The sequence below is a fragment of the Limosilactobacillus sp. genome (assembly GCF_022651205.1).
GTDB lineage: Bacteria > Bacillota > Bacilli > Lactobacillales > Lactobacillaceae > Limosilactobacillus.
In genome coordinates this window covers 82718-100751 of sequence record NZ_JALCQI010000001.1, presented here as the reverse complement: position 1 = coordinate 100751, position 18034 = coordinate 82718, and the positions used below count along the sequence as shown (strand labels likewise).

Below are 18034 nucleotides of genomic sequence, written 5' to 3'. Positions count from 1 at the left end.
GCCTTCTCCACTCTTTAATGTGATTATTAAAAAAGTCTCATTTTTACCTTGACATCCAGATAACCCTTCGCTAAACTATAGACAATCTAAATGAACGGGAGAATGTTAAATGATTACTTTAAATCGCAACAAGTTAAGTCTTCGTTGGCAAAGCCGGTAGTTCGGGTTGAATTCGTCATGGATGCAACCTGAGATGACAGATTGCATCTGTGCCGGCTGAAAGTGATCATTTATTCAGTCTGCATGGATCAAACATGCAGGCTTTTCTTTTGTTAAAACGGGGAGCCATTCGCATGTGGTTCTCCGTTTTTTAATTTGGAAGGAGTTTATCTTATGAAAAGGATGTATACGGTAATTATCCTATTGTTGGGATTCCTCGGGATCGCCTTTTTCACTGAAAATGGCGGCGTTACTAAGCAGCGAGTTCCGAAGGTCGGTGTCTTAACTCTAATGCACCATCCCGCCTTAGACCAGATCTACAAAGGATTTATTGATGAACTTGCTAAGGAAGGTTACCACAACGGTAAAAATATTAAAATTGAATACGAAAACGCAAACGGTGATCAAAGTAACCTGAAGACGATGGCGAATACATTAGCCAACGATAATCCAACGGTGCTTTTTGGAATTACCACACCAGCTTCCCAAGCATTAGCGAACTCAACCAGTAAAATTCCAATCGTCCTTGGTGCGGTTTCTAATCCACAAGGTGCCGGACTTGTAAAAAATAATGAACACCCTGGTAGCAATATCAGTGGGGTCTCTGACCTTGCACCCGTTCATCAACAATTAACATTGATTAAGCAATTTGTACCAAACTTAAAAACACTCGGGGTCATTTACACTTCAAACGATAGTTCCGGTGTCACTGGTTACCACCAAATTGTCCGTGAATGCAAGAAAATGCACATCAACCTTAAGGCTTACTCGATTTCTAACAGTAACGACTTAAACCAGGTTTCACAACAAATGTTAAGTCAAGTCGATGCCGTGATTGTCCCAACCGATAATACAGTTGCCGGTGCAATGCAAACGCTAGTAAAAAATGCCGATGCAGTTAACAAACCCGTCTTTCCAGCTAGTGATACGATGGTTAAACAGGGTGGTGTCGCTACATATAGCGTTAACCAATACAAACTTGGGGTTATGAGTGCCAAGATGACGGTAAAAGTAATCAAGGGGAAGCAGATCGGTAACATGCCAATTGAGTATGTACGCCATGGTGACCCGGTCCTCAATCTTAAGCAGGCAAAGAAGCTCCACCTTCAAATTCCAGCTCAATTTGAACACGAAGCTCAAACAAAGGGGGAAGTATTCAAATGAATTTAATCGTCTCATCAATCGGGCAGGGACTGTTATGGGCTCTTCTCGGTCTCGGTCTCTACCTTACATTTAGGATTCTCGATTTTGCTGATATGACTGTTGAAGGGACCTTTCCTCTCGGTGCTGCTACTGCCGTTACCGCTATTTCAAACGGAATTAACCCATTTTTGGCAACGTTATTAGCAATTGGTGCGGGGATGATCGCCGGACTAATCACTGGTCTCCTCTATACTAAGGGGAAGATCCCGAGTCTTTTAGCCGGGATTCTTACAATGACCGCGATTTACTCCGTTGACTTACGGATTATGGGAAAGTCTAACATTTCCTTGCTTGGAAAGCCGACCCTTTTTAATGGTAACTTTCTTCAGCAACTCCCCCAGTTCTTTGACAGTGTCTCTGTCGGTCTGATCGTAATCATCATCGTTACGGTATTAATGATGCTTTTCTTAGCAACCGATTATGGTCAAGGCTTCATTGCCACCGGTGATAACCCAACAATGGCTAAATCATTAGGGATTCACACCGATTCAATGATCAATGTGGGGCTAATGGTTTCCAACGGGATGGTTGCCCTTTGTGGTGCTCTAGTAGCGCAAAGTAACGGTTACGCTGATGTTAACATGGGGATCGGGACAATCGTAATTGCCCTTGCTTCCATTATTATCGGTGAAGTAGCGTTTGGTGATTTAACACTTAACCAACGACTAGTTGCCGTAACCCTCGGTTCAATTATTTACCGGCTAATCCTTCTTGCGGTACTCCAACTTGGCTTCTCCGCTAATGATCTTAACTTGATCTCTTCAGTTGTCCTCGCAATCTGCATGATGTTACCACAATTAGAAAAGGTCGTTCATCTCCGGAAGCCAATCATGAAGGGAGTGCAGCCACATGAATAAACCAATTTTAGAACTAAAAAATGTCAAGACGGTTGTTAATAAGGGCACCGCAAACGAGACCACAATTCTTAAGGGGATTAACCTTAAAATTAATGAAGGAGATTTCATTACCATTGTCGGCACTAACGGTGCTGGAAAATCAACCCTCTTCAACGTCATCGGGGGTAATCTCCAAGCGGACAGCGGGCAAATTCTTCATAACGGTAAAGATATTACCCATTCAACCGAAGAACAGCGAACCACTTTTCTTGCTCGGGTCTTCCAGGATCCTAAGCTTGGAACGGCTCCCCGAATGACTGTTGCTGAAAACATGTTACTTGCTATAAAGCGTGGTGAAAAGCGCCACCTCGTTCTTCGTAAACTTAAGCAGAACATGGAACGGTTTACTAAACTTGCCGCTACAATGAACAATGGTCTTGAGAACCGGATGACAACGGCAACCGGAGCACTTTCTGGTGGTCAACGTCAAGCCCTAAGCTTCTTAATGGCAACTCTTAAGCGGCCAGACATTCTCCTACTGGATGAACATACAGCTGCCCTTGATCCGCACACAAGTTTAAACCTCCTCCACGCAACTAATGAACGGATTAATCAGGATCACCTGACAGCACTAATGATTACTCACCACCTTGAGGATGCTTTAACTTACGGGAATCGCCTAATTGTCCTAAAAGACGGCCAAGTTAAAGCTGACTTTAAGGGAGAAGAAAAGGAATCCCTAACAACAGAGAAACTTTACACCTATTTTGAAGATTAACCTTGTAAATATTCCAAAAGTGATATATATTTAAAATGAAATATATCGTTTTTGGAATATTGGAGGTTTAAACCATGAATTATTGGCTTCTTTTTGTTACCTTTATCGCAGTTAACCTGGACTTCTTCTTTATCTTGCTTTGTTTGGTTAATAAGTATCCATTGCGAGACGTCATTATTGGCTATGTGATTGGGGTCGCACTCCTGGTCACCACTAGTTTTGCTGCCGGAAAGGTTCTTGCACTCTTCCTTCCCGAATGGATCCTTGGTTTTCTTGGAATTTTACCAATTTACATGGCGCTTCACGATAATGACGAAGATCCAAATCAGCAATCAGCCACCCGATCGCCAATTCTAATTGTTCTTATAACTTACCTTGCAGTTTGTTCTGGCTGCAATCTCTCGATCTTCTTACCAATCTTAACTGGAATTCCGCTTAGTCACTTTGGTTTAGCATTGAGTTTCATCCTGATCCTCACCGTTCTCGTTGTAATCTTGATTAAGGGAATCGGCAAACTATCTCCAGTCGCTCGGTTTATGGATAAGTATAGTGAACTGTTAATGAAGATTGTTTATATTGGGGTCGGAATCTATGTCTTCTTTGATAGTGGACTGATTCATCACTTGGCACAGTGGGTTGGTCTGGTATAATATTCATCAAAAAGCGATGGAGGACTTTACCCGTGGAACAAGCAGATGTCTTAATTAATGAAGCGGCAAAGATTTACAAAGTATTAAGCAATAGTACGCGAATTAAAATTCTTTACTACCTTCGTCATCAAACTAATGAGGTTGATGTAAAAACAATTGTTAATGATCTTGGCCTTGCTCAGCCAGTGGTTTCCAAACAACTAGGAATCCTCCGTCGTTACCAACTAGTTTGTTCTCGCCGCTCCGGCACCCGAGTCTTCTACATTCTTGATGATCCTCATATCATGGAATTAACCGATGACATGCTCGCCCACGTTAAACACGAAATCAAAGGCGAACCACATCCGAAGAATTTGTATTAGAGGAAGAGAGTGCGAAGCCAGCAGAGGACTTGCGGTTGGCTAACGATGTCTTCTGGCGAAGGCGTGACTTGTTCACGTCTAGCCAGAAGTGCGTTAGCTCTAGCAAGTCCCTGGCAAGCAGATCTCGACTCTGTCGTCTAAGCAACGGCGCCTTGCCGTCGGAGGTGGAGGTTGCTAGCTTTAGGGAACTCGGGGCGAAGTACGTTTAAACTATGTAACAGTAGAAAACTCGGCGAAGCACAGTAGCTGAGCCGAGCTCTCACTCCAGTCATAAAAAGTCCTTACACAACCATCCCCTCCTGCGCTACAATATCAATATCCTTTAAATACTAGAGACTGAGATTATCCTCGGTCTCTTTAATGATTTAAATAACTATTTCTAACAGGAGGATTTTTGTGGATAACCTATTTGAACACACTTCAATAAGAAAAGCCTACTTTACCCTTGCACTACCAGTGGTGCTAAGCATGGCTGTCACACTTATCTATAACCTAGTTGATACTTTCTTCGTTTCGAAGACCGGTAACCCTGACTTGGTCGCAGGGGTATCTCAGGGAGCACCAATTTTTACCCTGATGATTGCGATCGGTGATATTTTTGGTCTTGGTGGTAGCTCGCTAATCTCCCGCCTCTTTGGTGAACACAAGGACCGGATTGCAAGAAATGTTTCAGGATATTGCTTCTACTATTCAATTGCTTGTGGACTCATCGTCACCGCATTAATGTTAATTTTTCAAAACCCGATTCTTCACATGCTCGGTGCCTCATCAACCACTTGGAAGTACGCTCGTGAGTATTACTTGGTAATCGCCTGGGGTGCGGCTTTTATCATCTTTGGCCTATCACCAACCAATATTCTCCGAACAGAAGGTCTGGCGATCCAATCGATGATTGCCTCAATGGCCGGTACAATCATTAACGTCTTCCTTAACCCGATCTTTATTTTCACTTGTGGATTAGGAGCTGCGGGATCAGCACTTGCGACCGTTACTTCTAGCGTGATTGCTGATATTATCATGGTTTACTACTTAAGGACAAAAAGTAAAAAGTTGACGACTTCGATTCACGAAACCAAAATCAATCGTCATCTTCAATTGCAAATCTATGCAATCGGTATCCCCGCTTCAATCACTAACATCATGGTTTCCTTTGCAACTGCCATGACCAATCGTTATCTAATTTCATACGGGGGCTAATAGCGTTGCCGCAATGGGGATTGCGATGAAAGCCAATTCCATCATCGTGATGATTATCGTCGGCTTTGCTTTTGGTGCTCAGCCCTTAATTGGTTATGCCTATGGGGCAAAAAACGAAAAACGCTTCTATGAAATTATTCACTTTGATCTATTTGTTATTTCTTCAATTAACATCGGATTAACAATTCTGCTTCTCATTTTTGCCCCAAACGTTATTCGGATCTTTATGAATGATCCAATAATCGTTAAAGAAGGAGCATTAATGCTTCGGTGGCTTTCGTTAACAACAACGTTTGCTGGGATTATTTTGGTATTCACCACGGCCTTCCAATCAATGGGAAAGGCATCTCCTGCTTTCTGGCTTTCGTTTAGTCGTCAAGGACTCATCTTTGGCTTTTCAATTGCAATCTTAGCTCACTTCTTCGGCTACACTGGGATATTAGCGGCTCAGGCTTGTTCAGATATGCTAACGTTAATATTAAGTCTTATTTTCTATAAAGTTTACGAACCGCATTTTAACAAAGAAGGAAATTAATATTGAAAACTTCACAATTGGTCCACCACAACAATCCGATGTCAATCCGGATTCTTGCACTGATTATCGGATTAGTTCTAAATGCATTAGGAAATGGTCTCACAGCTTCAACTGCCATGGGGACAAGTCCATGGACCGCCTCGGAAGTTAACATTGCTGCAATCGTTGGTACATCAGTCGACTTACCGATGTTTACTGTTGGTGTACTAGGTAGCAATTGCTAATCAAATTTTGATTCACCAATGGGATAAATTACGTTTCTTTGGTGAAGTTGGCTTCATCGCCTGCTTTAGTTACTTTGTTGATGTTTTTCTGGCCTTCTTTAACTGGATAGGCGTTCCAAAACTACCAATAATTATCCGTGTTGTTCTCTGTTTCATTGGGGTGCTCACGTTCGTTCTGCTGTGCCATTTCAATCTATCAGCGAGCTAACCTCATAATGCACCCGAACGACGATACTACCAACATTCTCCGTTTTCTTTATCTTCACAATAACGTTATTGTTGCTCAACTAGTTAATTTTCTCCCGCCAATCATCATTATGCTAATCATATTTTTAATTGACGGCCACCTATATGCCATCAATATCGGGACCCTTTTTGCGTTATTTACAAACGGCCCGGCAATCGGCTTTTTCGACCACCATATTTGGCATGGTCTCCACCACAACTTTCGGGTTAAGGTTAACAACTAAACTTAATACAAAAACAAAGCCACTAGGACTCGCTTAAACCGAATTCTAGTGGCTTTTATATTTTATGCTTCGTTAACTTTTCGCCCTAAGTAATGATCTAACTTTGCCTCTGGATAGAAGCCGGTTACCTTTTCCTTAGCTACCCCATTGCGAAGAAGTACTAAGGTTGGGATACTCATCACTTTATATTTAGCGGCGATTTCTTTATTATCATCAACATTTAATTTAAAAAACTTAATCTGATCATGGTATTTCTCTTCAAGGTGCTCCAAGGCCGGTGCCATCATTTTGCATGGCCCACACCATGGTGCCCAAAAGTCAACAATTGCTAGTGGCACATCCTTAGTAGCCGCTACAAATGTCTGATCAGTAATTTCTTTAGCCATTATTCATTCTCCTTTTTCTTTGGTCGGCGAAGGTAATGGATAATTAGGGTTGCCACAAGGACAACTAGAACGAAGATTCCAAAGACACTTGATGGGATTTCAATGTCAATTGCCGGAATGGTAAGAAATAGCTTAATCGCAATAACAAAAATCAGAATATATGCCATTGGTTCAAGCTCAGGGACCTTCCGCATTAGCTTCATAATCACCTCAGCGACTCCCCGCATACATGCAATCCCGATCATTCCACCAATCAGAACAATTACTGGATTACTGGAAACGGCCAGCGATGCTAAAACGGAATCAATTGAGAAGACAATATCCATCATTTCAATTTGAGCCACAACGGACCAGAATAATTTCCGTCCCGTTAACTTTGTCCCCCATTTTCGCTTCTTAGTCTTCTTCTCTCCAATCTCTTTCTTACCGAATTTTGCGCTAAAGAAGCGGTAAACCAGGTAAAGTAAGTAGGCAGATCCCAGAACCTTAATTTCCCAAAAGTGGATCAAGTAGGTACCTAGACCGATAACCAAGAAACGAAAAATATACGAACCCCAGATACCATAGAATAGTGATTCTTCCTGCTCTTTTAACGATGGCAGTACCCGAGTCTGGGCAGCAAGAACGATTGCATTATCAACTGACAGCAAACACTCAATCAAGACCAGTGAAAAAATGATTAGCCAATCCTGACCTGAAGTAATAACGGTTGCCCAATTATGACCATCAAAGAATGGACCGTAAAGTTTTCCTAAAAGTGACAACAAGTGTCCCCCTTTTTGTTTATTCTAAATGATATTTTACCAGATCCCGCTCAAAATAAGTTGGAACTGGTGCAATAATTTCAAGTTGCTCATTTGAGAATGGTAAAACCAATCGTTGCCTTTGCCCATGAAGGAGCATCCCCTCACCAGATCCAGGATTATAGATCGGGTCACCAATAATCGGATGGCCACTATGAGCAAGGTGGACACGAAGTTGGTGAGTCCTTCCCGTCCCAAGTTTTAGCCGTACTAATGAAGCTTGCTCAGTAGCGGCGAGTGTCTGGTAGAATGTTTGCGCTGGCTGAGCTGCTTCTCCATTAACCATCCGGCGCCACGGATCTGTCGGGTCATCCCCAATTGGCCAGTTCCACTCACCGCTTCCTGTCAGTCGTCCAGTAACGATTGCCAGGTATTCACGGTGAATTTGCCCACGACTAATCAAACGGTCCAAGATCGGCACAACGATTGGATTTTTTGCAACAATTACTGCACCACTAGTTTGCTGATCAATTCGGTGAACCATATATGCTTGGTGATGCAAGTAACCAGCAACATCGTTCATTAATGTCCCGGTTTCCCCCTTTTCGTTAGGATGACTTTTCTGTCCCCGCGGTTTATTGACAACTACCAGATCGCGGTTTTCATATAGGACATTTAAATGCGGCGTTGCTGTCGGTAAGTACTGATTAGCATCTGACTGCCGAAATTCATCTCCTCTAAATTGCAGAGTCACTTGATCCCCAGAATGAATAAGGGTATTCATTGACTGATATTCACCATTGATCAACACTTGACGACGACTCCGGAGATAGTGAACGAACCTTTTCGGAAGGAGCCACTGACGTTGTAACAACTCACGAATCGACACCACTGGCTGATCGGCGACTAACTGTTCCCGAAGCTGCCATTGATAATCAGCCATTACTTTACCTCCCGGACAGTTAATTGGTCAGGGACGTGGTAAACTTTCGGCTTATCCCAGTCAAGCATTTCTGAAGTTAATTGTAACTTTGTAATATCACCACGGTGGTAAGGCTGAAAATAATAACTTCTGCTTTCAGCAACCGTCACCGCCCGGTAGACCGAATAAGTTTCCTGGTGACGCGTATTCTGAGGTACCGTAACACTATCCAAGAGGTGCCATTCACTAATTACCCCGTGTTTCTCATCGCGGGGGATATCAGAACGTTCCTTTAAATAAGCCGCACGGACGAAGCGGGCACTTGGCGAATAATAGCCTGGTGGATTAGTCTTTCCAGAAAGGCGACCGGTTGTTACCCGTGGCGTATTAAGCGGTACCCGGTGCTCCTTAAATTCGGTTGTAAAGTCGACGTACTTTTCCATCTGCTGGAGCTGCTTTTCAAAATTAGGACTATTAGTGACAACCCCTAACGGATTCTCAACAACTCTTAGCGGATTTTGGGTAGGTTCGATGACAACAATTCTCCCCATCTTATCAGCAACCGCAAAGTGAAGCTCCGGATTACCATACTTGGTATCGCTATTTTTCTCGCTCATCAATTCGACTTCATCAAGGTGGTCCTCAATCTCGGTAACTGTTCGAAAATTACCCAATAGCCAAAAGATGAATTCATACGCTGCTAGTTGGGTCTTACTTTGATCTCGCTGATCAACATAGTGTGCCCCGTTAGCAAAAGTTAATTTCTGAGCCATCAAGCCATGTTCATTTACCCCGTCTGAAACATCAATCCGGGTTGCTGAAAGGCTACCACCACCGACCATTGCGTACTTATTAGTATAAATTCGGTGGTCAAATGCCGTTGCCCACTTAAACTGACGTGGGACGAACAACGGCGATACCTTCAGCTGGGGCCAATCCATTGTCCGGGCCAATAAGTGAGTTTTGTCGAGCGTTACCTGATAGATACTGGTACACATAACGTTTTTCCTCCCCATTTTCATTATTACTAGTCTAAATGATTTCCCGGGAAATAGTTAGAATTTTGTCTTCGGACTGCTTTACTTTTCTTTGTTAAAATAGTTGAATAGGGTTATAGGTGATTTAAGCAAGGGGATGAAGCGGATGTTAAGTACAGAGAGAATTAATGCTCATAGCTGGTGGATCAGTGTTTTTGAACCACTTCCCCATGAGCGTCAGGACCTGATTCAAAAATATGAGGTCACCAAAGAGCTCCTTGACTACGCCATCGACCCCTACGAAAAGGCCCGGGTAGAAGTTGATCCAGACGCCGGTGTTACCCTGCTAATCTTCGACGTTTACGTACCAACTCACGCAGTCACCTCTCCCCAAACCGCACCAATCGGGATCATGTTAACCAACAATAACCTGATCACATTTACAAACGCAAAAACTAACTTTGTTAACGGGATCATTGCAAACCAGCTTAAAAGACTGCAAAATCGCGATGCCGTTGTTGAAAAGCTCAACCTTGTCCTTGCCGTTCTCTATCGACTATCAACTGACTACTTTGGTCCCTTGCGACGGGTTGACCAAAAGCGGCAACAGATTCAGCAATCCCTTCAAGCACGGACTGGCCGTAAAGCCATCACCGAATTTATGGAAATTGAAACCGGCTTGGTCTACATGCTCACCTCATTAAAAGGTAACGTCTCCTTGCTCGAAGAATTCAAGCGACGGATGAAGCCCCTGATGTCAACTCGCCAAAGTAACGACTTAGATGATGTCATCGTCGAAGCGCAACAAGGACTGGAGATGGCCCAAATGACCTCGGATGTCTCTGCCCGTGTTTCAAACGCGTACAGCAAGGTCCTAGACAGTGACCTAAACCAAACGATGAAGTTTTTAACCATCTACTCGATCCTTCTTTCAATTCCAACCATTGTCGCCGGATTCTACGGTGAAAACGTCGCGTTACCACTAGCCAACAAAAGCTACTCCTGGATCATTACCATCGTGATCGCAATCCTCCTAATGATCCTCTGCGCCGTCTTCCTGATTAGAAAGAATTGGTGGAAGTAAGGAAGTGCGCCGTCCCAAAAAGCTTCCGGTTGATTAGCGATTTCTCCTGACGAAGGCGACTTGCGCCTCGGAAGGAGGTCGCTAATTCTAGGAAGCTCGGACGAAGCACGTTATCGCTAAGTAAACTCCCGACTGGATGCTGTAAGCATCTGGGAGGGAGGTTGTTGTCTATAGGGCCTTCCCTGCGAACGCGTTTTGGCTTGGTTGAAGTAGAAGCTAGGAAGCTCGTTATTGCTGTATAGCACCCCATATAATGTATCTCTACTCAAACATTTTGTAGTAATATATGGTATTTTTTAGTTAACTATTTGGTAATACAAGCTCACAAATTAACAAAAAAGTCTTGACAGCGTTTTCAATTAGTTTTATATTAAAACCGTAAATTAAATAAGCAGATTTGCCTGACACTGGTTAGGTAAATTGAAGGCATTTATTACAAGCCGTAAGTATAATGATTAATTTCATTTAAGGCTTGTAGTAAGTGCCTTCTTTTTTTATTCAGGAGGGATTTAAATGTCAAAAGTAACAATACTTAATTCACATGATATCGGTACATTGCTGGACATACCGGCAGTAATTCAAGTAGTTAAAGATGCGTATGCGGAAAAAGCCACTAAAGATGGTGAAATTTGGCCGATGGTCTACAACGCATTTAGTGAAACAGCTGATACCGATATACGCTCTGGCTTTTTGAAGTCAAAGGGAATTTTTGGTAATAAGGAACTAACCTGGTTTGGTAATAACAGCAAGAAAGGTCTGCCTGAATTACATGGGGCTGTGACCCTATACAGCAGTGAAACAGGAGCGCCTGAAGCCTTCATTAATGCTCCAGCCTTAACCGGTTTTAGAACCGGAGCCGCTGGTGCTGTTGCTACAAAAGCACTAGCTAATCCCAATACAGAGACATTATTAATGGTCGGTGCTGGAGGACAGGCTGCATATCAAATTATGGCCCAGATTTGTGTTCTACCCGAATTGAAGCAAGTCCTTATCTACGACCCAATGAGTAGCGAAAATGCTGGGAAATTTGTTCAAGAACTTCCGCAAAAATTAACAACCCTTTTTGCTGATAATGTCCAAACAAACCAACCAACATTGGCCGCCAAGATTAAAGAGCAAATTAAGCACATTAAATTTATTGCTGCAAGTAACATTATTGAAGCGACGAAGAACTCTCAAGTAATTGTAACCGCAACTCCTTCAACCAAGCCATTAATTAAAGCCAAGTGGATCCAACCCGGGACACATATTAATGCGATCGGGGCAGACATGGAAGGTAAGCAGGAATTAGATACACAACTCTATCAAAATGCTCGGGCCTTCGCTGATGACCTTGACCAAGCAAGTGAAGTTGGGGAAACTCAGAACCCAATTAAAGAGAATGTTATTAAGAAAGACGATGTTACGGAAATTGGGAACGTTATCGCCAAGAAAGTTGCTGGTCGGCAGGACCCTAAGGAAATCACGATTTTCGATAGTACCGGGATTGCTCTCCAGGACCTTGAAGCCGCTAATTTGGCCCTTCAACGTGCTAAGCAATTCAATGTTGGTGTAGTAGTTGACCTCTAATTTAGAAGGGAAGAAGAACAATGAAGATTAAAGATTTTGGTGTTGAACAATGGATGAACGAATATGAAACTAAAGCTAAGTACAATCTGGGTGAAACCTGTGTATCATCTTTTAGTATTCACTCACTTTGTGAAACCGCTGGAGTAGATGAAAAGGAATTTGCTGATAAGCTAGTTAACCGCCGCCTGACATATGGTGCAATTGAAGGATCTGTACCGTTAAAGGAACAAATCACTCGTCTCTACCAAAACTTAACACCAGGCGAAATTGTTACAGAACACGGTGCGATTGGGGCTAATAATCTGGTCTTGAATACTGTTGTCGAATCAGGTGATGAAGTAATTGCGGTTACCCCAACTTACCAACAATTACAATCAATCCCTGAAGCAATTGGGGCAACGGTTAAATTACTTCCTCTCAAACGAGAAAACAACTACCTACCTGATGCAGATCAATTACGGTCACTCGTTTCACCAAAGACCAAGTTGATCGTGATCAATAACCCAGATAACCCAACTGGTTCCTTGATGAGCAAGGAAGGGCTGATGACAATCATTAACATTGCCAAAAGCGTCGATGCTTATGTCCTCTGTGACGAAGTTTACCGGCACCTAACCCAAACTGATGAATATTCACCATCAGTTATTGATTTGTATGACAAGGGGATCTCAACCAGCAGCTTCTCGAAGGTCTTCTCCCTAGCCGGAATTCGGCTTGGCTGGATTGCAACCCACGATAAGCAATTGATGCGTGATCTCCTTTCTCACCGTGACTACGCAACCATTAGCTGTGGTCAACTTGATGAAATGGTTGGTACTTTAGCTCTTGAACATCAAGATGCCATCTTAAAGCGTAACCGGACAATCATCTGGAAGAACTTGGCAATTCTAGAAGAATGGGTCAAAAAAGAACCACACATTTCGTGGTTGAAGCCTAAAGCAGGGACAACCACCCTATTACATTATGACTTTGACATTCCAAGTGCGGAATTCTGTGACCGGTTAATGAAGGAATACCACACATTGTTAGTTCCTGGTAGTTGCTTTGATATTGAGCATTCACTACGGATTGGTTATGCCTTTGAAGCAGAAAACCTCAAGAAGGGCCTCGAACAAGTAAGTGCATTTATGAAGGAACTCGGTTAGGCTAATAGGAAATCAGGCGATCAGAATGAAAGAAAAATCAGGACTGAGCCTTGCTGAATTAATTGCACTAATTGTTGGCTCCTCCATTGGGCCAGGAGTCTATGGCATTTGTAGCGACTTAGCAAATGTTGCATCACCGGGTCCAGCATTAATCGCATGGCTTATCTGCGGAATAGGAATTTTTTCTTTGGTATTTTCCTTAAATAACCTACTAGAAAAACGTTCTGATCTTAGTTCCGGAATTTTCAGCTATGCAGGTGAAGCATTTGGACCATTAGGCGAGTTTCTTAGCGGCTGGGGATATTGGCTATCTGCCTGGTTAGGCAATGTGGCTTTTGGAACGTTCCTAATGAGCGCTGTAGGTGAATTCTTTCCTATCTTTAAAGGTGGTCAAAATCTTCCTTCAGTAATTGTAGCCGTGATCTTGGTATGGTTATTAACCTTGTTAGTAAACCGTGGTTTTGAATCTGCTAGTTTTATTAATATGATTATTACTATTTGCAAAGTGATCCCTTTGGTCGTATTTATTATTGCAGCAGTATTAGCCTTTAAAGCTCACGTATTCACTTCTGATTTCTGGGGAAACGTTATTCGAAATGCTTCAGCAACCAATAGCGGTTTTCATGCTTCAACTTTTCAGCAGATTTTCAACAGTATTATTGTTATGGTCTGGGTTCTAACCGGTACTGAAACAGCTAGTGTTTTATCAAGTCGGGCAAGAACTAGACATGATGCACAATTGGCAACAATCCTCGGAACAGTAACATTATTGTTTATCTATACATTAGTATCAATCTTGCCCTATGGACTAATGAGCAGGTCCCAAATTGCATCATACAGTCAACCAGTTGTAGCTAACTTGTTGGGTAGTCTAGTAGGTCACTGGGGTGTAGTCCTTGTTAATATTGGAATCATCATTGCTGTGATTGGTTGTTGGCTATCATGGACAATGTTGCCAGCCGAAACCACTCGCTTAATGTCGGATGATGGAGTCTTGCCAAAATCATGGGGAAAGGTAAATGCTAAAGAATCACCAACAAATTCACTGGTTATTTCTGCCGGTTTACAATCTATTTTCCTGTTTACTCTACTATTTACAACTTATGCTTACCACTTCGCATATACACTGGCAGCGGCGGCAATCTTGATTAGTTACATTTTAGTTGGTGCCTATCAAATTATATATTCATACCAACATAACGAAACAAAAGGGATCCTCTTAGGAGCGCTATTAGTTGTATTTGAACTTATAGCTATTATCAGTAGTTGGCAAAGGATCCTCGCCTTAACAATTGCTTATGCATTTGGCTTTATCTTTTATGTCATTGGTCGTAAACAACATAAACTTAAATTGACAAACGGTGAAAGGTTAACGATTGCCATAACCTGCTTATTAGCAGTTATTTCTTGTGTGATGATTTTTAACGGCATACTAAACATTAACTAACCCTACACATGCTTAACTTAATCATCGCTACTATGGAAAGAAGGTGTTAATTGCAATTAAAGACCCTCAAACATAAATATAAGTGTGAGTAAAAAGATCGTATCCCCTACGATCTTTTGTTGTCTACGCAATTATTAATAAATTAAGAAGGTACTAAAATGGATAAAACTATTCTCAATCATAATTATCGAAACCAGCAACCAAATATTCTTGCAACTTTCTGTGCTAAAGCCGCACGACTAAACGGAATAATTGACTTATCAATTGGTGATCCTGATTTCACCACTCCAAAAGAAATTATTAAAGAAGCATTCCAGCAAGCTAATAAAGGAATGACTCATTACTCTGATACAGTTGGATTAAAAAGCTTTCGAAATACAATCTGTGACTACTACCAGAAACAATACGATTTAAATTTTAATTCAAGCGAGGTCTTAATCACTACCGGTGCAGAACATGGCATGTATATTTTACTCCAAGCTATTTTGGAGCCTGGAGATGAGGTGATTATTCCGGAACCATGCTTTTCACCATACATCGATCAAGTAGAAATGGCCGGTGCACACGCAATAATGGCTCCTACTTCTGGTAATGACGATTTTAAAGTTCATTCATCACAAATTGCTAAGATGATAACTACAAAAACAAAGGCCATCATTATTAACAGTCCTAACAACCCAACTGGTGATGTAATGGATGATGAAGAGATGAAAGAACTTGCCCAGCTAGCTAAGGACAATAACCTACTACTAATCAGTGATGAAATTTATGCAGACTATATCATGCCAGGCCATCATTTTACTCCTCTAGCTGCCTACGCACCATCAAATACGGTAACCATAAACGGAATGTCAAAAAGTTTTGCAATGACTGGATGGCGAATTGGATATATGATCGGGCCAAGCTGGCTACTAAAGGGTGCCCAAGCTGTCAATGACGCAATCACTTTTGCTGCACCTACAATCTCTCAGGTTGCAGCAGAATACGCCTTGAAATATCATGACAAAATTTCTCAACCAATTACTAAGGAACTTTTGAGACGGCTACAATTTTTGGAAAAGGAAATTAATGCCCTTAAGAAATTTAAAGTATCTCCAATAGGCGGTAGCATCTATGCATTTGTTGACATCCGCCAAACGAGGTTAAGCTCGCTTGAATTTGCTAACCAGCTACTCAATCGTGAAAAAGTTTTAGTTATTCCTGGAATTGCCTTTGGAAATTCAGGAGAAGGATTTGTTCGAGTAGCGGCAACGCAGAAAATGAGTGTGCTAAAGGAGGTCATAAAACGACTGCAACATTTTGAAATGCAGCTAAGTTAGGCGATTAAATACTAATTATACGAAGATTCATCCTATTATACCGAACTTCAAAGCATAGTATAATTTAAAGACTATAGTAAAAAGACCTCAAATTCACTAATCTGAAATTTGAGGTCTTAATATATTTTGGTGATAAAGTATTACTAAAGCTAACGCACTTCTACTGCTACATAGCCAAAATACGTTCAGCCTAAGCTCCCTCAAGATAACGACTCTAGGCAACACAGTCTAAATTTCCTTCTACTGCAATATAGCCGAGATCTGCTCGCCAGGGACTTGCTAGAGCTAACGCACTTCTGGCTAGACGTGACAAGTCACGCCTTCGCCAGAAGCCATCGTTAGCCAACCGCAAGTCCTCTGCTGGCTCGCACTCTCTTAATAATTATCCCCTCTCTCAAATTGGAATTTGGAGTTGAGGAGGGCTTGGTGGATGAGGCTGTTGAGAAGATCTTTAGTGGCATCCATGGCGTGGGTAGCGGTCTTTTCGTTCCGCTTGGTAAGGAAGTCGGTAACGGCATCCCCTTGCTTAGTTTTGGCAATGGCAGTAATCATGTCAACCCGCTTAACTGCGTAACTTTGTGAAGCGTCACGGAAGGCATTTACTTCGTTGATGAATTCGTGGTAACGTGGTTCAACAATTACCTCAAGCTGCTTTTGTAGCCAGTATGCACTGTCATCAACCTTGTTACCAGCATGGTCATATGATGCTGGGGTTGCATTAATATTAGTAAAGAATGGAACATATGGGCTGTAAGCAAAGAAGCCAAAGTTGATCCATTGAATGGCCGCGCATTCTGCTGGGACATTATTCCGGATTTGCATAATGCATGAGCTTTGATTACGGTCTAAAGCAATCGAACGGAACTTCTTTTGGTCCTTTTCGTCACCAGAAGCGTATGAACCAGTTGGATCATACGGTGTGCCATTGTAATGTGATGATAAGAAGTATTCAACATCTTCAACAGCGATCTTCTTTTCTGCCCGTTGAATGAACGGAATATCTAAGCTTGTCGGTTCTTGTTCAACTGATGGGGTAAATAACTTTTGACCATACCATGAACGTGGTGTGTTGTAGTATTGATCAGCTTCATCGTTCGTTCCAAAGATCCGCCGGAAGTTAAAGCTACCAGGGTATGGATTCAAGTTGTTGTCCTCAACAAATTGTTGGATGGTTGGGGCAAACATGAAGTTGTCTGGATCACCGAAGTTAACTTCTTCAATGCACATGATATTCGGACAAATAGCATAAGCATCATCTGGAATCCGTTGAGCAACCCACTGGTGACCACCAGCAGTTTCAAAGTACCAAACTTCATTGTTATCGCTGAAGGCAATCCCGTTACTTTCACCAGTACCGTAAGTTTCGATCAGGTGGCCAAGTCGTTGAACACCTTCACGAGCACTCTTGATGAATGGCAATACAAGGTAAACCATTGAGTCTTCATCAACACCCTTTTCAACTAATGGGTCATGACCAAGAACTCGTGGATTAGTCATTTCGGTCTCAGATGCGCTCATGGCAACGTTATATTCGTTGATTCCTTGTTCATCCCACCGACCATTATTAATGTCACCATTAGTTGTAGCGGTGAAACGGCAACCTTGGCCATCCAAATCCACTTCTAAGCCATTGTAGGTTGACTTAAAGTGTTCACCCGTATAATCCTTTGCTGGATAAACTTGGAAAGTCTTTGGGTTAACCCCATCGTAATAATCTTCGTTCCGGGCAATCATGGTTGAGCCATCGATTGACGCATTCTTACCAACTAACATTGCAGTACAACTGCTCATCTTTTTGACGTTCATTTTGTCCCGTCCTTTCAGCTACGTTTACTACTATAATAACACTTTTGCTTAATTGCCTTGCCAGCTTTTTCAAGTCGTGGTAGGATAACAACACTATGCCTATATAATACCGTAATATGGTCGGTGAGTCTCTACCCAAAGCCTTAAACTTTGGACTATAAGCAATCGTACTAATGAATGTAGAGACTATGGCAACCGCCAATAGTCTCATTTTTTATTTAA

At 42.1% G+C, this 18034-nt stretch carries 17 protein-coding genes, 1 pseudogene and 1 riboswitch; of the genes and pseudogenes, 13 read left to right on the top strand and 5 right to left on the bottom strand.

What is annotated here, in order from left to right; genetic code table 11:
• Positions 1-333 precede the first annotated feature (333 nt).
• The 8 genes and pseudogenes from trpX to LKJ51_RS00440 all read left to right on the top strand — a co-directional run bounded on the left by trpX (position 334) and on the right by LKJ51_RS00440 (position 6414).
• Entirely contained in the window at positions 334-1323 is a 990-nt protein-coding gene (gene trpX, locus LKJ51_RS00475) for a tryptophan ABC transporter substrate-binding protein (RefSeq protein ID WP_291978585.1), read from the top strand.
• Positions 1320-2219, top strand: a complete 900-nt coding sequence (locus LKJ51_RS00470) for an ABC transporter permease (RefSeq protein WP_291978584.1) — start codon at positions 1320-1322, stop codon at positions 2217-2219. Before trpX ends, LKJ51_RS00470 begins: the two co-directional genes overlap by 4 nt.
• Positions 2212-2976, top strand: a complete 765-nt coding sequence (locus LKJ51_RS00465) for an ABC transporter ATP-binding protein (RefSeq protein ID WP_291978583.1) — start codon at positions 2212-2214, stop codon at positions 2974-2976. Before LKJ51_RS00470 ends, LKJ51_RS00465 begins: the two co-directional genes overlap by 8 nt.
• 74 nt (positions 2977-3050) lie before the next feature.
• Positions 3051-3626, top strand: a complete 576-nt coding sequence (locus LKJ51_RS00460) for a cadmium resistance transporter (protein ID WP_291978582.1) — start codon at positions 3051-3053, stop codon at positions 3624-3626.
• A 32-nt stretch (positions 3627-3658) separates the two neighbouring features.
• Positions 3659-3988 carry an ArsR/SmtB family transcription factor gene (locus tag LKJ51_RS00455; RefSeq protein ID WP_291978580.1) on the top strand — a complete coding sequence of 110 codons (330 nt, stop codon included), beginning with the start codon at positions 3659-3661 and terminating at the stop codon, positions 3986-3988.
• A gap of 396 nt (positions 3989-4384) precedes the next feature.
• Positions 4385-5720 (top strand): annotated as a pseudogene (locus LKJ51_RS00450) (MATE family efflux transporter).
• A gap of 2 nt (positions 5721-5722) precedes the next feature.
• Positions 5723-5944 (top strand): hypothetical protein, encoded by a 222-nt coding sequence (locus tag LKJ51_RS00445; protein WP_291978579.1) that lies wholly within the window; start codon positions 5723-5725, stop codon positions 5942-5944.
• A gap of 140 nt (positions 5945-6084) precedes the next feature.
• The gene (locus LKJ51_RS00440) at positions 6085-6414 is read left to right on the top strand and encodes a hypothetical protein (RefSeq protein ID WP_291980019.1); all 330 of its coding nucleotides are present in this window, start codon (positions 6085-6087) and stop codon (positions 6412-6414) included.
• 62 nt (positions 6415-6476) lie between these two features.
• Here the strand turns inward: LKJ51_RS00440 and trxA are convergent, their stop codons facing one another.
• The 4 genes from trxA to LKJ51_RS00420 are packed head-to-tail and all read right to left on the bottom strand — an operon-like array spanning position 6477 to position 9463.
• The gene (trxA, locus tag LKJ51_RS00435; protein WP_291978577.1) at positions 6477-6800 is read right to left on the bottom strand and encodes a thioredoxin; all 324 of its coding nucleotides are present in this window, start codon (positions 6798-6800) and stop codon (positions 6477-6479) included.
• Positions 6800-7564 carry a TerC family protein gene (locus tag LKJ51_RS00430; protein ID WP_291978575.1) on the bottom strand — a complete coding sequence of 255 codons (765 nt, stop codon included), beginning with the start codon at positions 7562-7564 and terminating at the stop codon, positions 6800-6802. The genes trxA and LKJ51_RS00430 overlap by 1 nt, the downstream gene beginning before the upstream one ends.
• A 19-nt stretch (positions 7565-7583) precedes the next feature.
• Positions 7584-8486 carry an RluA family pseudouridine synthase gene (locus LKJ51_RS00425; protein WP_291978574.1) on the bottom strand — a complete coding sequence of 301 codons (903 nt, stop codon included), beginning with the start codon at positions 8484-8486 and terminating at the stop codon, positions 7584-7586.
• Positions 8486-9463 carry a choloylglycine hydrolase family protein gene (locus LKJ51_RS00420; protein WP_291978573.1) on the bottom strand — a complete coding sequence of 326 codons (978 nt, stop codon included), beginning with the start codon at positions 9461-9463 and terminating at the stop codon, positions 8486-8488. The genes LKJ51_RS00425 and LKJ51_RS00420 overlap by 1 nt, the downstream gene beginning before the upstream one ends.
• A 145-nt stretch (positions 9464-9608) precedes the next feature.
• Here LKJ51_RS00420 and LKJ51_RS00415 point away from each other — a divergent pair, with 145 nt between their 5' ends.
• The 5 genes from LKJ51_RS00415 (at position 9609) to LKJ51_RS00395 (ending at position 16006) form a co-directional block, all read left to right on the top strand.
• Positions 9609-10526, top strand: a complete 918-nt coding sequence (locus tag LKJ51_RS00415; protein WP_291978571.1) for a magnesium transporter CorA family protein — start codon at positions 9609-9611, stop codon at positions 10524-10526.
• Between the two features lie 513 nt (positions 10527-11039).
• The gene (locus LKJ51_RS00410; protein WP_291978569.1) at positions 11040-12095 is read left to right on the top strand and encodes an ornithine cyclodeaminase family protein; all 1056 of its coding nucleotides are present in this window, start codon (positions 11040-11042) and stop codon (positions 12093-12095) included.
• 20 nt (positions 12096-12115) lie between these two features.
• Entirely contained in the window at positions 12116-13240 is a 1125-nt protein-coding gene (locus LKJ51_RS00405) for an aminotransferase (protein ID WP_291978568.1), read from the top strand.
• 25 nt (positions 13241-13265) lie between these two features.
• On the top strand, positions 13266-14687 hold the full coding sequence (locus tag LKJ51_RS00400) for a basic amino acid/polyamine antiporter (RefSeq protein WP_291978567.1): 1422 nt from the start codon (positions 13266-13268) through the stop codon (positions 14685-14687).
• 158 nt (positions 14688-14845) lie between these two features.
• A complete protein-coding gene (locus LKJ51_RS00395; RefSeq protein ID WP_291978565.1) occupies positions 14846-16006 on the top strand; it encodes an aminotransferase class I/II-fold pyridoxal phosphate-dependent enzyme in 1161 nt (386 codons plus the stop codon).
• A 375-nt stretch (positions 16007-16381) separates the two neighbouring features.
• On the opposite strand, the gene LKJ51_RS00390 is transcribed toward LKJ51_RS00395, so the two are convergent.
• Positions 16382-17812: a C69 family dipeptidase gene (locus LKJ51_RS00390; protein WP_291978564.1), complete on the bottom strand. Its 1431-nt coding sequence runs from the start codon at positions 17810-17812 to the stop codon at positions 16382-16384.
• 79 nt (positions 17813-17891) lie between these two features.
• A riboswitch (purine riboswitch) is annotated at positions 17892-17990 on the top strand.
• Positions 17991-18034 lie beyond the last annotated feature (44 nt).

Coding starts and splice junctions, on each gene's coding strand:
- trpX (WP_291978585.1), top strand. CDS start 334: ATGAAAAGGATGTATACGGTAATTATCCTATTGTTGGGATTCCTCGGG.
- LKJ51_RS00470 (WP_291978584.1), top strand. CDS start 1,320: ATGAATTTAATCGTCTCATCAATCGGGCAGGGACTGTTATGGGCTCTT.
- LKJ51_RS00465 (WP_291978583.1), top strand. CDS start 2,212: ATGAATAAACCAATTTTAGAACTAAAAAATGTCAAGACGGTTGTTAAT.
- LKJ51_RS00460 (WP_291978582.1), top strand. CDS start 3,051: ATGAATTATTGGCTTCTTTTTGTTACCTTTATCGCAGTTAACCTGGAC.
- trxA (WP_291978577.1), bottom strand. CDS start 6,800: ATGGCTAAAGAAATTACTGATCAGACATTTGTAGCGGCTACTAAGGAT.
- LKJ51_RS00425 (WP_291978574.1), bottom strand. CDS start 8,486: ATGGCTGATTATCAATGGCAGCTTCGGGAACAGTTAGTCGCCGATCAG.
- LKJ51_RS00420 (WP_291978573.1), bottom strand. CDS start 9,463: ATGTGTACCAGTATCTATCAGGTAACGCTCGACAAAACTCACTTATTG.
- LKJ51_RS00415 (WP_291978571.1), top strand. CDS start 9,609: ATGTTAAGTACAGAGAGAATTAATGCTCATAGCTGGTGGATCAGTGTT.
- LKJ51_RS00410 (WP_291978569.1), top strand. CDS start 11,040: ATGTCAAAAGTAACAATACTTAATTCACATGATATCGGTACATTGCTG.
- LKJ51_RS00405 (WP_291978568.1), top strand. CDS start 12,116: ATGAAGATTAAAGATTTTGGTGTTGAACAATGGATGAACGAATATGAA.
- LKJ51_RS00400 (WP_291978567.1), top strand. CDS start 13,266: ATGAAAGAAAAATCAGGACTGAGCCTTGCTGAATTAATTGCACTAATT.
- LKJ51_RS00395 (WP_291978565.1), top strand. CDS start 14,846: ATGGATAAAACTATTCTCAATCATAATTATCGAAACCAGCAACCAAAT.
- LKJ51_RS00390 (WP_291978564.1), bottom strand. CDS start 17,812: ATGAACGTCAAAAAGATGAGCAGTTGTACTGCAATGTTAGTTGGTAAG.